The organism is Leisingera sp. S232 (assembly GCF_049800895.1).
Lineage (GTDB): Bacteria > Pseudomonadota > Alphaproteobacteria > Rhodobacterales > Rhodobacteraceae > Leisingera.
This window is the reverse complement of the sequence record NZ_JBNAFX010000026.1, coordinates 20784-34703: the sequence shown is the minus strand read 5'-3', so window position 1 is coordinate 34703 and position 13920 is coordinate 20784. Positions and strand designations below refer to the sequence as shown.

General features: G+C 62.9%; 15 protein-coding genes and 1 pseudogene. 3 read left to right on the top strand and 13 right to left on the bottom strand.

Annotation, left to right across the window (positions count from 1 at the left end):
• Positions 1-147 precede the first annotated feature (147 nt).
• The 13 genes from ACP151_RS15135 to ACP151_RS15075 all read right to left on the bottom strand — a co-directional run bounded on the left by ACP151_RS15135 (position 148) and on the right by ACP151_RS15075 (position 10292).
• The gene (locus ACP151_RS15135; RefSeq protein WP_424979742.1) at positions 148-546 is read right to left on the bottom strand and encodes a GNAT family N-acetyltransferase; all 399 of its coding nucleotides are present in this window, start codon (positions 544-546) and stop codon (positions 148-150) included.
• Positions 547-565: 19 nt separating this feature from the next.
• Positions 566-1162, bottom strand: a complete 597-nt coding sequence (tsaB, locus tag ACP151_RS15130) for a tRNA (adenosine(37)-N6)-threonylcarbamoyltransferase complex dimerization subunit type 1 TsaB (RefSeq protein WP_424979741.1) — start codon at positions 1160-1162, stop codon at positions 566-568.
• Between the two features lie 21 nt (positions 1163-1183).
• Positions 1184-1750, bottom strand: a complete 567-nt coding sequence (locus ACP151_RS15125) for a NifU family protein (RefSeq protein WP_424979740.1) — start codon at positions 1748-1750, stop codon at positions 1184-1186.
• Positions 1751-1819: 69 nt separating this feature from the next.
• Positions 1820-2416, bottom strand: coding sequence for a 2-hydroxychromene-2-carboxylate isomerase (locus ACP151_RS15120; protein ID WP_424979739.1), 597 nt, complete (start codon positions 2414-2416; stop codon positions 1820-1822).
• Positions 2417-2437: 21 nt separating this feature from the next.
• Entirely contained in the window at positions 2438-2893 is a 456-nt protein-coding gene (locus tag ACP151_RS15115) for a universal stress protein (protein ID WP_424979738.1), read from the bottom strand.
• Positions 2894-3579: 686 nt separating this feature from the next.
• Positions 3580-4341 (bottom strand): Phenylacetic acid catabolic protein, encoded by a 762-nt coding sequence (locus tag ACP151_RS15110; protein ID WP_424979737.1) that lies wholly within the window; start codon positions 4339-4341, stop codon positions 3580-3582.
• A gap of 24 nt (positions 4342-4365) precedes the next feature.
• Entirely contained in the window at positions 4366-5439 is a 1074-nt protein-coding gene (locus ACP151_RS15105) for a 2Fe-2S iron-sulfur cluster-binding protein (protein ID WP_424979736.1), read from the bottom strand.
• 10 nt (positions 5440-5449) lie between these two features.
• Complete coding sequence (paaD, locus tag ACP151_RS15100) at positions 5450-5923, bottom strand: 1,2-phenylacetyl-CoA epoxidase subunit PaaD (protein WP_424979735.1); 474 nt, start codon at positions 5921-5923, stop codon at positions 5450-5452.
• Between the two features lie 120 nt (positions 5924-6043).
• Complete coding sequence (paaC, locus tag ACP151_RS15095; RefSeq protein ID WP_424979734.1) at positions 6044-6817, bottom strand: 1,2-phenylacetyl-CoA epoxidase subunit PaaC; 774 nt, start codon at positions 6815-6817, stop codon at positions 6044-6046.
• A complete protein-coding gene (paaB, locus tag ACP151_RS15090; protein WP_424979733.1) occupies positions 6817-7101 on the bottom strand; it encodes a 1,2-phenylacetyl-CoA epoxidase subunit PaaB in 285 nt (94 codons plus the stop codon). Before paaB ends, paaC begins: the two co-directional genes overlap by 1 nt.
• Before the next feature lie 73 nt (positions 7102-7174).
• Positions 7175-8152 carry a 1,2-phenylacetyl-CoA epoxidase subunit PaaA gene (gene paaA / locus ACP151_RS15085; protein WP_424979732.1) on the bottom strand — a complete coding sequence of 326 codons (978 nt, stop codon included), beginning with the start codon at positions 8150-8152 and terminating at the stop codon, positions 7175-7177.
• A 23-nt stretch (positions 8153-8175) separates the two neighbouring features.
• Entirely contained in the window at positions 8176-9378 is a 1203-nt protein-coding gene (pcaF, locus tag ACP151_RS15080) for a 3-oxoadipyl-CoA thiolase (RefSeq protein WP_424979731.1), read from the bottom strand.
• A gap of 383 nt (positions 9379-9761) precedes the next feature.
• The gene (locus ACP151_RS15075) at positions 9762-10292 is read right to left on the bottom strand and encodes an N-acetyltransferase family protein (protein ID WP_424979730.1); all 531 of its coding nucleotides are present in this window, start codon (positions 10290-10292) and stop codon (positions 9762-9764) included.
• Between the two features lie 121 nt (positions 10293-10413).
• On the opposite strand from ACP151_RS15075, the pseudogene ACP151_RS15070 reads away from it, so the two are divergent.
• The 3 genes and pseudogenes from ACP151_RS15070 to ACP151_RS15060 form a co-directional block, all read left to right on the top strand.
• A pseudogene (locus tag ACP151_RS15070) lies at positions 10414-10622 on the top strand (phosphonate monoester hydrolase); the annotation flags it as partial.
• Positions 10623-11152: 530 nt separating this feature from the next.
• Positions 11153-11293 carry a hypothetical protein gene (locus ACP151_RS15065; protein WP_424979729.1) on the top strand — a complete coding sequence of 47 codons (141 nt, stop codon included), beginning with the start codon at positions 11153-11155 and terminating at the stop codon, positions 11291-11293.
• Positions 11294-11791: 498 nt separating this feature from the next.
• Positions 11792-13882, top strand: coding sequence for a 3-hydroxyacyl-CoA dehydrogenase NAD-binding domain-containing protein (locus ACP151_RS15060; RefSeq protein ID WP_424979728.1), 2091 nt, complete (start codon positions 11792-11794; stop codon positions 13880-13882).
• Positions 13883-13920 lie beyond the last annotated feature (38 nt).

Sequence of the window (13920 nt, the reverse complement as noted above, 5' to 3'; positions counted from 1 at the left end):
TCCCACTGTCATTATTTGTTGGATGCAGCGGGGATCGTCCGCTGCCCGGCCCTGTTCAGGCCTAAGAGGGTGCGGCAATTTAGCCTGCAGGGCAGGGAGGGGGTCAACCGCTTTTTGACCATTTGGTGCGAAATCCGCGCAACTGGCCTAGCGCAAGGCTTTTCTCATCAGGATTGCGTCCACCGGATTGGCATCCATGCGGCGGTAATATCCCGTCCGGCGCCCGCATTCCGCGAATCCGCAAGTGCGGTAAAGCGCTTGGGCGGGCGCGTTGTCCTGGGCCACCTCCAGGAAGGCTTCGGCAGCGCCGCATGCGCGGGCCCGTGTTTCCCAGTCGGACATGCAGGTCCGGGCCAGGCCTTGGCGCTGATAGGCGGGATCAGTGGCGATGGTCAGCAGTTCGGCCTCATCCGCGATTACGCGCAGCAGGGAAAAACAGCGGGCGTCACCGGTGGCAAACACCAGCGGGCTATCCAGCAGCGTGGCAAACTCCTGTGCAGACCAGGGGCGCGACTGGGTGAAGGCCGCGGCGTGGGTTGCGGCCATTTGCGCAGGCGTCAGCGGATCACTCATCAATCAGAGCCGGCGGCAGATCGCTCGAAGGCGCGGCGTCAGCTGCGCGCAGGTACAGGGGGGCAGGCGGCTCCGTCGTGGTTCTGAAGCGCCCTGCAGCGATTCGCCCAACGGTTTCGGCGATTGTTGCAGGGCTTGCCTCGGGCGCAAAGGCTAGCCCGTCACCGCGGGCGGCGTCTTCGGCTTCCTGGTGGGGCATCAGACGCGGTGCCTCCCCGGGCAGGGCGGCATAGACCTGGCCGCGCGGGGCGGGCACAGCGGGCAAAGACCCCTCAGCGGTGCGGGCCTCAAACCCGTCGACGCCCACGGCCGGAACCTCCAACCCCAGTGCCAGCCCGCGGGCGGCAGAGACCGCAATGCGGATGCCGGTGAAATTGCCGGGGCCAATACCCACGCCAATGGCATCAAGATCGGCCCATGTGGCACTTCCCTCGGCCAGCACCTCCTCCAAGAGCGGCATCAGCCGTTCGGCCTGGCCGCGCGACATTTCCTCCAGCCGGGAGGCCAGCACTGCATCACCGCGCAGCAAAGCGGCCGCGCAATGCGCGGCCGAAGTGTCAAATCCCAGAACCAGCGGTTCGGACGTCATGGGAAGTCCTTTCGCAGGGGCTCAGACAGCAACCGGGCGCACCTCGGTGACTTCCGGGATGTAATGGCGCAGCAGGTTCTCGATGCCCATCTTCAGTGTCAGCGTCGAGGACGGGCAGCCGGCGCAGGCGCCCTGCATGTGCAGGTAAACGACGCCGCGGTCAAAGCCGTGAAACGTGATGTCGCCGCCGTCCTGGGCCACTGCCGGGCGCACCCGGCTGTCCAGCAGTTCCTTGATCTGGTTGACGATCTCGGCATCCTCACCGGTGTGTTCCGCATGACCCGACGCTGGGCTTTCAGAGCCGTCCGCCATCACCGGTTGGCCGGACTGGTAATGTTCCATCACCGCGCCCAGAATAGCAGGCTTGATGTGGTCCCATTCGACACCGTCCGCTTTGGTTACAGTCACGAAGTCATTGCCGAAGAACACGCCGGTCACGCCATCAACCGCAAAGATGCGGGAGGCCAGCGGCGACTTGCCCGCGGCGTCTGCGCTGGGGAAGTCAGCGGTGCCGACTTCCAGAACGGTCTGGCCCGGCAGGAATTTCAGCGTCGCCGGGTTGGGCGTGGATTCAGTCTGAATGAACATGTCGGGTCTCCGTTAAGCGTGCCCCCGATATGCGCCTTGCAGCCCGCCAAGTCAAGATTTGGAACGATTCTAAGTTGATGTGGCGCCGGCGTATTCCAAAGCCTGCTCCAAACGGTCGTCGCCCCAGAATAATTCCCGGCCACTGGTAAAGCTGGGCGCACCGAAAATGCCCGCTGCACTGGCCGCATCTGTCTGCGCCCGCAAGGCTGCTTTGATTTCGCTGGATTGCGCCCGCAGCATAAGGTCCTGATCCAAACCCGCGCGGCGTAGGCAGTCTTGCAGGACAGTCTGTTCTGCAATGTCTGCGCCATCGCCAAACTGCGCTTGAAACACGGATTTCGCAAAGGCTTCGATGCTGTCCTGTCCGGCAGCCAGAGCCAGCCGCGCCGCCATCAGCCCGTTCTGCGGGCACGCGGCGGGCTGGCAGAAGGGCAGGCCGCGTGACGCACAAATCCGTTCCATGTCGCGCCACATATAGCGGCCCTTGGCGGGATAGACATTGAAGGGGGACGTGTTCCAGCCCTGAGCGGCGAAAATCGGTCCCAGCAGAAACGGCTTCCAGATGACCTGAATCTGGCGGCTGGCGGCCAATTCACTGATCCGCATCACGCTGAGATAGGAATAGGTCGAGGCGAAGTCGAACCAGAATGCAATTCTGCCACTCATCGCTTCTGCTCCTGCCTTCCCTCAGGTGATTGCTTCCAGCTTCTCTTTGCTCAGATCGCCTGGAACGATCGTGACCGGGACCGGAAGGGCCCCCGAGTTCTTGGTCAGCTGGGTCACCAGCGGCCCCGGTCCCTTGCGGCCAGTGCCGGCTCCAAGCACCAGGACGCCGACTTCCGGATCAGCCTCGATATGGTCGAGGATTTCCGGCACCGGCTCACCCTCGCGGATCACCAGTTCCGGGTCCACGCCTTGGCGGTCGCGCATCCATTTGGCGAAAACTTCGAAATGAGCGTGGATGCGTTCGCGTGCTTCCTCGCGCATCACTTCGCCGACGCCGATCCAATGGTTGAATTCATCCGGCGGGATGACCGACAGGATAATCACACCTCCACCGGTATGCGCAGCCCGCATCGCTGCAAAGCGCATGGCATTCAGGCATTCGCGACTGTCGTCCAGGACCACAAGGAATTTGCGCATCTTTGCTCTCTCGTTGTTGCACCGCGGATCATGGCGCATGAGGCGCCATCAGGCAATAGAGCCAAAGCACCGTTAACCCGGCGTTTTCTGGCCCTAGACGTGCAGGCGGCCAGACGTGCCTGCCTGGTGCGCTCCCGCGCCCGCAGGATCTTCCGGCTGCGCCGGAACACCCTTGGCGGCCTTGGGCCGCGGGGGGGGCGCGCGCCCGGGGCGGGGCCCGGGGGGGGGGGCCGGGGCCGGCCGGTACTTCGGGGGGCGCCGGAAACCCCTGGGCGCCCTGGGCCCGCGCGCCGCGCAATCGCGCGGCGCGGCACCGTGCGGCTGCACGGTGCCATGCCCAACCGTGCAGCCGGTTTGCTTGCAAACCCGGAACGGGCGGGAGCATTCTGGCAGGATGTGACGATGGTGATTGGAATGAAATCCTTGCCATTGTGGACCTCGAAGACCTTGGTAGTGGCTGTTTCTGTCACATTGCCCGTCGCGTCCAGCACTAGCACCTGCACCAGCAGGTTGCGAGCCCGGATGCTGCGCGCCTTCCGCAGCATCCGGGTGTTACTTGGACAAAAGCAGTCGGCCTTGGCGTTCACCACTGCGCTCTCCAGCACTGGGTGGCGGAAGCTGGAATGGGTCAACGTGGCTGCGGCAAGGCGCTGCGCTGGTGCCTGTGCGAAGGCTTCTGGACGAAGTCAAGCGGTCGGCTTCAGGCCGGCTTTGTCCAGAACGGCCGTGACGGTATTTTCCCAGCGGGCTTTCAATTCCGCATTGGGAGTATGGCGCAGACCCATGGCCTTCAGGACCTCGAACTTATGCGAACTCCCGGAGCCAAAGCTGGCGGCGACCCGCGGCCACCAGTAATCCGCCAGCGCCTGCAAAGCACCGGCCTCCGGCGTCTCTGCCAGCACCATCAGCCCTTCCGCCGCCAATTCGGCGTGATGCGCTTCGATGGGCTGGATAGCGCGGAAGGCTTCGGCCAGCGGCTGGTAGGAAACATGGCTCAGCTCCTGCAGCTGCACGGCAACCGCGCTGCCCATGAGGAGGTTCATCACCACCGCGTCGGCCCAGCCCTCTAGCGGGTAAATGAACACCGCGAGCCGCATGTCATGCTTGCTGCGGGTCTGACCGATGTCCGCGTCCCGTTCCAGCCGGGCGGTCCAGGGATGGTGGTCGGCATAGCGTTCGGTATCGGCACCGAAGTCGCCCATGATGCGGAGCACCTTTTCAGCGCTGTCGGATTTCTCCAGCACGATTTTCGCGGCGGCGATGCGTGCCTTGATGCCGGGGCCTTTGTTGATGATGTCGGCAAAACCGGCAGCGCCTGCCAGCTCGCTGTCGACAAAGGTCGCCATCATTTTCATCAGCTCGGCACGATATCGCGGCGGCACGTTGGACGGGTTGCTCAGCACGCCGCCCTGGGCCAGATAAGTCTCGATGTTCATGTCATCCGCCATGGTCTCATCTCCCAAAAGCAGGCGTTACTGGTCGTAATCGACCACCACGTTGTCAGTGACCGGGTAGGCCTGGCAGGACAGCACATAGCCTTTCTCGACCTCGTAATCCTCCAGCGCGTGGTTGGCGACCATTTCGACTTCGCCGGCCAGCACCTTGCAGCGACAGGTGGAGCAGACCCCGGCCTTGCAGGCATAGGGCGCATCCATCGCGTTTTCCAGCGCGGCGTCCAGCAGGGTCATATCCTTGCCCATCTCTATGGTCTGGGTGGCACCGTCCAGGGTGATCGCAGCCTTGGTTTGGTTGGCGCTGGTGCCTGCGTCCACGGCGGTGGCCTTGCGTTTCGCGCGGCCCGGCTGAGCAGAAGCGAACAGTTCGAACTTGATCTGGCCGTCACTGAGACCTGCTGTGCGCAGAGCGCTGGCGATGCCCAGCATCATCGGTTCAGGCCCGCAGATAAAGGCGGTGTCGACCGATTGGATGTCGATCCAATGGGCGAACAGCTGAGCGCATTTTTCTTCGGTCACCAGGCCGGTGAACAGGTCGATTTCCTGCGCATCCGATTCCAGCACGTGGATCATGTTGAACCGGCCCATGTAGAGATTCTTCAGATCCTCCAGCTCCTCTCGGAACATGATCGTGTTGACGCCTTTGTTGGCGTAGACCAGCGTAAAGGCGGAGCTGGGTTCCGCCGCCAGCGTGGTCTTGAGGATCGACAGCACGGGCGTAATGCCGGAGCCGCCGGCAAAACCCAGATAATGGGTTTCGGCCGCGCTATTGATCGGGGTGAAGAAGCTGCCCATCGGCGGCATCGCCTGCAGGGTATCACCCGCTTTCAGCTCGGTATTGGCCCAGGTCGAAAATGCGCCGCCGTCAACGCGTTTGATGCCGACCTGCAGGATGCCTTCGTCTCTGCCGGCGCAGATCGAATAGCTGCGGCGCAATTCCTCGCCGTCAAAGTCGCGGCGGAAGGTCAGATACTGGCCTTGGGTAAAGTCGAATTCCTCAGTTGCACCACCCGCGGGCTTCAGGGTCACAACCACCGCATCGCGGATGGTCTTGCGGACGTCGGTGACTTCTAGGTCATGAAAGCGCGCCATCAGGGTCTCCTCAGATGCACTTGAAATAATCAAAGGGTTCCAGGCAGTTCTGGCAGCGCCAGTGGGCCTTGCAGGGGGTCGAGCCGAACTGGCTGACCTTGGTGACATGCGGGCTGCCGCAATGCGGGCATTTCTCGGGGCCGCCTGCGGGCTGGGGCGGGGCGATGCCGTAATCCTCCAGCTTGGTGCGGCCTTTTTCGGACAGCCAGTCGGTGGTCCAGGCAGGTGAAATCTGCGTTTTCAGTTTCAGATCTTCGATGCCGCGGTCCCGCAGGGCAGTTTCGATATTCATATTGATCACCGAGGTTGCCGGGCAGCCGGAATAGGTCGGGGTGACGGTGATCACCAGCGTGCTGCTCTCCCAGGCCACATCGCGGATAATGCCAAGGTCCACCAGCGAGATCACCGGGATCTCCGGGTCGGGCACAGCGTCAAGCCACTCCCAGATCCGGGTGGTGCTGGGCTGAGTTGTTACCTGGCGCATGCGGTTGCCCTCATTAGCTGTGTCGCCCGGACGATAGGCTGGGCAGCCCCCGACCTCCCCCGCGGGAGGGCTTCAGCTTTGCCCAAAGGAGGGGCGCCCGGGATTGCGATGGCCGTGGCCTTACCACGTGGCGCCGGGATAGGCGCGCTGCAGCCATTGCATCTGGGTCAGCAAATGGCCCAGATGCTCGGTATGCATCGCACCGGTGCGGCCGCCCTTGTGGGCAAAACGGCTTTGCGGAATGGTCAGTGTTGCCTCAGTCAGGATGCGGGAGATCAGCGCGTCGTATTCAACGCGCAAGGAGGCTGGATCGGGGGCAATGCCCGCCGTGACCATCTCTGCGTCCACATCGTCGGACTGGAACATCTCGCCTACATAGGGCCACAGATAGTCCAAAGCCTCCTGCATCCGGCGATGGCTTTCTTCGGTGCCATCGCCCAGGCCCACCACGGTGTCGGCAGAGCGCTCCAGATGGTAAGCCACTTCTTTCGAGGCCTTCTCGGCAATCGCGGCGACCCGCTCATCTGCGGATTTCATCAGCCGGCCCAGTTGGATCGCATGCCAGGCATCAAACAGGAACTGGCGCATCAGGGTGCGGCCGAAATCACCGTTTGGCACCTCTACCAGCAGCAGGTTGCGGAACTCCCAGGCGTCGCGCAGGAAGGCAAGATCGTCGGCGGATTTTCCGTCTCCCTGTACTTCAGCAGCAAGGCCAAGCCACATCCGAGTCTGGCCGATCATGTCCAGCGCGGTATTGGCCAGCGCGATGTCTTCTTCCAGCACCGGTGCATGGCCACACCATTCGCTGATCCGATGGCCGAGGATCAGGGGGTTGTCGCCCATCCGCAGCAGGAACTGGGCAAATGCCGGGCTCTTGATTGTCGGGGTGGTCATTACATGGCCCCCACTTCGTCGGGGATGTCAAAGAAGGTCGGGTGACGATAGACCTTGCTTTCCGACGGCTCATAAAGCGGGCCCTTGTCGCTGGGAGATGACGCGGCGATGTGGTTGGCCTCGACCGCCCAGATCGACACGCCCTCGTTGCGGCGGGTATAGACGTCGCGGGCGTTCTTGATCGCCATCTCGGCGTCCGGGGCATGCAGGGAGCCGACGTGGCGGTGGCTCATCCCGTGCTGGCCGCGGATGAAGATTTCCCAGAGGGGCCATTCGTTTTTCATGTCTCAAATCCTCCTGGCTGAGGGGGCGCCGCTGCAATGTCCGAAAACTGATGAAGCGCCGGAAGGCTGGGGGTTATTCGGCGGCGTGTCGGCGTGCGGCCTTCTTCTTGGCATGTGCCAAGAGGCCGTCGCGGACCCAGGCACCGTCATCCCAGGCCTTGTTGCGGGCCGCGAGACGGTCGGTGTTGCAGGGGCCGTTGCCCTTGATCACCTCAAAGAACTCGCTCCAGTCCGGATCGGTGTAGTCATAATGGCCGCGCTCCTCGTTCCATTTCAGATCCGGGTCGGGGACGCTGAGGCCCAGATATTCGGCCTGCGGCACGGTCTGATCGACGAATTTCTGGCGCAGCTCGTCATTGGTGTTCATCTTGATCTTCCAGGCCATCGACTGGGCGGAATGGACAGAATCCTTGTCGGACGGGCCGAACATCATCAGCGACGGGTACCACAGGCGGTTCAGCGCATCCTGGGCCATCTTCTTCTGTGCGGGCGTGCCTTCCGCCATCTTGCGGATGGCGTCATAGCCCTGGCGCTGGTGAAAGCTCTCTTCCTTGCAGATCCGGATCATCGCGCGGGAATAGGGGCCAAAGGAGGTCCGTTGCAGCGGCACCTGGTTCATGATCGCAGCACCATCGACCAGCCAGCCCACTGCGCCGATGTCGGCCCAGTTCAGCGTCGGGTAGTTGAAGATCGACGAATACTTCATTCGCCCATCCAGCAGCATTTCGGTCAACTCGTCACGCGACACGCCCAAGGTTTCCGCCGCGCAATACAGGTAAAGACCATGGCCGGCCTCATCCTGCACCTTGGCGAGCAGGATCGCCTTGCGCTCCAGCGTCGGTGCGCGGGTGATCCAGTTGCCCTCGGGCAGCTGGCCGACGATTTCGGAATGTGCATGCTGGCCGATCTGGCGGATCAGCGTCTTGCGGTAGCCTTCGGGCATCCAGTCCTTGGGCTCGATCTTTTCGCCGGCGTCGATGCGCGCCTGAAAGGCCGCCAGCTGTTCCGGATCCTCCTGGGCCGCTTCGGATTTGACCATCTGAGCATACATGTCTGGGACCTCCGTAACCTTCGCTACACGCGTTCCAGGATCAGGGCGGTGCCCTGCCCGACGCCGACGCACATGGTGCAGAGCGCATAGCGCCCGCCGGTGCGCTGCAATTGATAAGCAGCGGTCAGCACCAGGCGCGCACCGGACATGCCGAGCGGGTGGCCCAGTGCAATCGCACCGCCGTTGGGATTGACATGGGGTGCATCGTCCGGAACGCCAAGCTCGCGCAAGGTCGCAAGACCCTGGGACGCGAAGGCCTCGTTCAGTTCGATCACGTCCATCTGTTCGATGCTGAGACCGGTCCGGGTCAGCACCTTGCGGGTGGCGGGCACCGGGCCGATGCCCATGATGCGCGGTTCAACTCCTGCGGCGGCCATTCCGACGATACGGGCCATCGGCTTCAGGCCGTTCCGCGCGGCTGCGGCCTCATTGGCCATCAGGATCGCCGCCGCGCCGTCATTGACGCCGGAGGCATTGCCGGCGGTCACGCTTTTGTCCGGGCCATTCACCCCCTTGAGCCCCGCCAGCTTCTCAGCCGTGGTGCCCGGGCGGGGGTGTTCGTCTGTGTCCACCACAATGTCATCGCCCTTGCGCTGCGGGATGGTGACCGGGGTGATCTCATCCTGGAACAGGCCTGCTTCATGCGCAGCGGCCCAGCGGGCCTGGCTGCGGGCGGCAAAGGCGTCCTGATCGGCGCGGCTGACGCGGTAATCCTCAGCCACATTGTCGGCGGTCTGCGGCATCGAGTCGGTGCCGTAGGTCTCGTGCATCTTCTTGTTCACGAAACGCCAGCCGATGGTGGTGTCGTAAACCGCATTGGCGCGGGTAAAGGCGCTGGTTGCCTTGGGCATCACAAAAGGCGCGCGGCTCATGCTTTCGACGCCGCCGGCGATGGCCATGTCATAATCGCCTGCCTTGATCCCGCGCGAGGCCATGCCGACCGCATCCATGCCAGAGGCGCAGAGCCGGTTGATTGTGGTGCCGGGGACTGTGGACGGCAGTCCTGCCAGCAGGGCGGCCATGCGGGCCACATTGCGGTTGCTCTCGCCGGCCTGGTTGGCGTCGCCCATGATGACATCGTCCAATGCGCCCCAGTCCACGTCCGGGTTGCGCGCCGCCAGCGCGGCAATCGGCAAAGCGGCCAGGTCATCGGTACGCATCTGGCTTAATGCTCCGCCGTAGCGGCCGATCGGGGTGCGGGTGGCATCGCAGATGAAAGCATCCATGGGTGTTCGCGTCTCCTGTGGCGGCAACAAGAAAAGCCGACCGTTGGGTCGGTGATATGCTGGAAGATGATTCGCGGCAAGTTAAAATGTAACGTATAATTTTATCTGTGCCGCATTGTGTAACATATTGATGCGGACGGGAACGGCCAGTTGGCAGCGGCGGATGCTCCCGCCAGCTGCTGACGCATGAAAATGCGCCATGGCCGTTGGGCCCCGCACCCGGCGGTGGCCCGGGGCCCGGCCCACCGGCGGCGGTGGTTTGCCATTAATTGGCGCCTGGGCGGTGGGCCCGGCCCCGGTGTGGGGCGGGGGGCGGGGCCCAACGGGAGGCGGTCTTTTGCAAGAAAGACCGACGACGGGCGGGAGATCTTCGGCGTCGGTTTTCAGAGAGTAGAATACTGCAGAACGTCGTTGGGGTATTCTGCATCGCCAATCCTGAACTGGGTCAGGCCAACCTGTTCAAATCCGTTTCTGAGGTAGAAGCCGATAGCACCGGAATTCCCGGAATTGGTTGCCAGCCAGGGCGCGTCCCAGCCGCAACTGCGGCAGGTTTGCAGCCCGGCATCCAGCAGGCTCCTGCCGGTGCCAGTGCTATGGTGCCGGGGCTGGACATAGAGCGTGGAAATCTCGGTGTTTGAGCCGCGCCCTGCCGGGCTGGGCCGGTTATGGGAAATCCGGATGTACCCGTCGATGCCATCCTGGTTCTGCGAGACCAGCAGGCGTTCGGCCGGGTTCTTCAGGGCTGCCGCAAAATGCTCCGGCGTGTAGTGTTCCAGCACATAATCCGCAAAGAACCCGCTGACACCCTGGTGCAGATACGTGCCAAGCCAGACTTCAATGGACAGGGCCGCGAGGCTGGAACCGTCATCGGGCTTTGCGGGGCGGACGGTTTTCCGGCGGGTTGAGCAGGTCATAATTGCCTTTTGGATATGATCTTGAATGCCGCAATAGTTCCGGCAGGCAGGCTTGCGGTCAAGAAGTTACCCTAGCGAAAAAGTGCTTTGCTTGTATGTTCATGCGGCAGCAGCCCGTGCGTTGCACGCGCCTACGAACATTCTGTGCATCGTGTTCGATCAGCTGCGGTTCGACTATCTGGCCTGCGCAGGCCATCCGCATCTGCACACCTGCATGTTGATGCCTTGGCCGCGAGGGGGTTGCGTTTCATCTGTGCCTATGTGCAATCGCCGACTTGCGGCACGTCGAGGATGCCGGACCAAACGGACCGCTGCTCCTCCGGCCACGGGCTACCACCTGATCGGGAGCGTTAGCCAGAATGCGGCGTTGACCCTTGGGGTCGCGCCAGGGTGCTGCGGGCAGTGCACTCGCGCCGCCTATCCTGAAAATGGGCGCTCTTTGATGCAATTCCTGTGCGGCGAAAGCCCGCTCTGGCGAGGATGTGCAAATGCGGGACCCGATTGCTCTAACATGCCGCTCTGCAAATTTCCGGAGCTGTCGCCGAAGGATGCGTAATGCAATTTCACATTTGCCCAAATACTCCGGGGGAGCCCGCAAGGGCGGGGGCAGCGCCCCAGACCCGACTTGCCAAGCAGCGGAGAGTGCCTGAATCGCCCGGAAACCTCTCAAAGCCAGCGCAATGATCTGGCAGACGGAACAGAACGAGGCCTGACGGCCCCTTGCCTGCGGCGCGGGTATTTTTGACCAGAAAGAAGCCGCGATATCAGGGTCGCACGGCCTGTTCCAAGAGGAAGGCAAGGCTTTCGGCAAAGATCTTCTGATAGTGCGAGCGTCGGGCTGTCTAGCAAAGGGGCGCGCATTGCCGGGCCGGGCAATCGGCTTCATTGCGGTAACGCTTGGCGCAGGCATGGCGCGGATGGTTGCACCCGGGCGGCTGGATCGTTTCGCTCGACCGGGCGGCGAAGCCCTGGATCTGGCCGAAACCTGTTTGGCCACCTAACGAGAAGATGACCTCATGAACAGCAGAGGGCCGTTCTTGTCGTCTGCATCTATGCCGCCAAAGATGACAAGACGAGTTGTCTCGCGAGGTCATCCGCAGGTAGGGCGGCGACGCGTTGGCGGGGTTTAGTGAGGATAGGCGCCGCAACTATCCGCAAAACCCTGTAGTGCATGAGCAGGAGTGCCGCATCACTGATGCTGCTTGCTCTGTCGGGGACCGGAAACTCAGAGGGTTGGTTTCCCATCGGTGTGGCAAAGACGGGTTCGCCTGATCCGGCTTTCGATGCAGGACCGGATGCCGAGTTTCAGGATGGTTTCATTTTGTCTGATGTCTGTTACGTAAATGCCGGAGTGACAGGCGCCATGGCGGGAGGGGCAACAGGCGCGGTGACGCGCGGTACGGGGCCGATTGTCTGCCGTGAGGGCCTGGCCCTTGCGCGGTTGCTGTGTCTGATCGCCGGATACCGCCCACTGCCGCAGAACAGAGAGGGAAAATCGGATGAGCGAAGCCATTGCATATGAACGGGTCGGGGAGATTGCTGTTCTGAAAGCACAGAACCCGCCGGTGAACGCGTTGGGAATTGATGTGCGCAAGGGGTTGCTGGCGGGGATCGAACGGGCTGAGAGCGAAGGCGCCAGAGCAATTCTGATCTATGGCGACGGCAGGACTTATTTTTCCGGCGCTGACATCCGCGAATTCGGTAAGCCGCCGCAGGACCCCTATCTGCCGGACTTGTGCAGCCGCATCGAGGCCTCGCCGCTGATCGTGGTCTCGTCGATGCATGGCACGGCGCTGGGCGGCGGGCTGGAGGTGGCTTTGTCCTCGCATTACCGGATTGCAGTGCCTGCGGCGAAAATGGGATTACCGGAAGTGAACCTGGGTATTCTGCCGGGTGCCGGCGGCACTCAGCGGCTGCCGCGGCTGGCCGGGTCCGAGGCGGCGCTGGAGATGATCACCACGGGCCGCCACATCGGCGCGGCGGAAGCGCTGGACAAGAGAATTATCGACCGCATCGAAGCAGGTGAGCCGCGCGAAATCGGCCTGGCTTATGCGCAGGAGCTGCTGGATGCCGGAGCACCCCGGCGGGCTGTGGGGGAAATGCCCGCGCCGGGGATGGTGGATTTTGATGCCGCCCACAAGGCTGCATTGAAGAAAGGCCGTGGCCAGCTGTCTCCGGCAGCTGCAGTGCGTGCGGTGCAGGCAGCCGCAGAGGCTGAGGACTTTGGGGCGGGTCTCAAGCGCGAGCGCGAGTTGTTTCAGGAGCTAATGGCGTCGCCACAGCGGCAGGGGCTGGTCCATGCCTTCTTCTCGGAGCGTGCAGTCGGCAAGCTGCCGGAGCTGGCAGGGATTGCTCCACGCGAAGTTGCCTCAATGGGGGTGATCGGCGGCGGCACCATGGGGGCTGGGATCGCCACTGCAGCGCTGCTGGCCGGGCTGCCGGTGGTGCTGATCGAAATGACGGATGCGGGCGTTGCTGCCGCGCGCGGCCGGATCGAAGGTAATTTGAAGGGCGCCCTGATGCGGGGCAAAATCACCCAGACGCAATACGGCCAGCTGACTGGTGAAGCGCTGACTGTGGCCACGGATTATGCAGCACTGGGGCAGGTGGATCTGGTGGTCGAAGCCGTGTTCGAGGACATGGGCGTCAAACGCGAGGTCTTTGGCAAGCTCGACAGCCATTGCAAGCCGGGTGTGGTGCTGGCGACCAATACGTCCTATCTGGATGTGGATGACATCGCCGCGGCGACCTCTCGTCCGGGGGATGTGATCGGGCTGCATTTCTTCTCGCCCGCGCATGTAATGAAGCTGCTGGAAATTGTGGTTGCCGCTCAGACCACACCAGAGGTTCTGGCCACCGGGTTTGCTCTTGGTAAGCGGCTAAAGAAGGTCGCGGTCCGGTCCGGGATCTGCGACGGGTTCATCGGCAACCGGATCATGAACACTTACCGCAAGGCCGCAGAATATGTGGTGCTGGACGGCGCTTCGCCTTATCAGGTGGACAAGGTTGTGACCGATTTCGGCTTCCCGATGGGGCCCTTTGCGATGGGTGACCTTGCCGGGCTCGACATCAACTGGGCCGCCCGCAAACGCCGCGCGCCGACGCGGGATCCGCGTGAACGGGTGCCCCGCTTCTACGAGATGCTGTGTGAAGGCGGTGATTTTGGCCAGAAGACAGGCAAGGGGTTCTATATTTACGAAGATGGCAAGCGGGGCGGCGTGCCGAACCCGCAGGTGGCGGAACTGATTGCCGAGGATCAGGAGCAGCAGGGGATCACCCCGCGCGCGTTTTCGGATGCAGAGGTGCTGCGCCGCTATATGTGCGCCATGGTCAACGAGGCCGCCAAGGTGGTCGGCGAGGGCATCGCCCGCCGCCCGCTGGACGTGGATATGGTGATGCTGTTTGGCTTCGGCTTTCCGCGGTTCTGGGGCGGACCGCTGAAATGGGCTGACCTGCAGGGGCTGGAGGGTATCCTCGCCGATATCCACAGCTATGCGGCCGAAGACGGTTTCTTCTGGCAGCCAGCACCGCTACTGGACAAACTGGTGTCCGAGGGCAGAAGTTTCGAGATCTTGAACCAGAGTGCTTGAGCACCAGGGTGCCTGAAGCAGGCGTGCGCGCCTCTGGC